General features: G+C 67.1%; 1 pseudogene. It reads right to left on the minus strand.

Annotation, left to right across the window (positions count from 1 at the left end):
- A pseudogene (locus GA707_RS20655) lies at window positions 1–217 on the minus strand (alpha/beta hydrolase); the annotation flags it as partial.
- Window positions 218–249 lie beyond the last annotated feature (32 nt).

The following is a 249-nucleotide window of genomic DNA, read 5'->3' on the forward strand; positions in this document are numbered from 1 at the left end:
GATCGACCGTGGTCTCGATGTGCTCGAGGATCGCGAGCAGCAGTGCTGCCCCGCCCGAGTGACCCACGAGCACGGTGTTCGCATCGAAGGTGTGGTTGGCCAGCACCGTCGGCAGGAAGGTGGCAATGGGTTCGACGTTGAGGCTGGGATAGTGCGGCGCCTCGACGGCGTAGCCGCGCTCCGTCAGCCGCCCTCGCAGCCACGGGAGCCACACCACGTCCGGATGCGCTGAGGTGCCGTGAAAGAGGA

The organism is Nostocoides sp. F2B08 (assembly GCF_009184895.1).
In the GTDB taxonomy this organism is placed as follows: domain Bacteria; phylum Actinomycetota; class Actinomycetes; order Actinomycetales; family Dermatophilaceae; genus F2B08.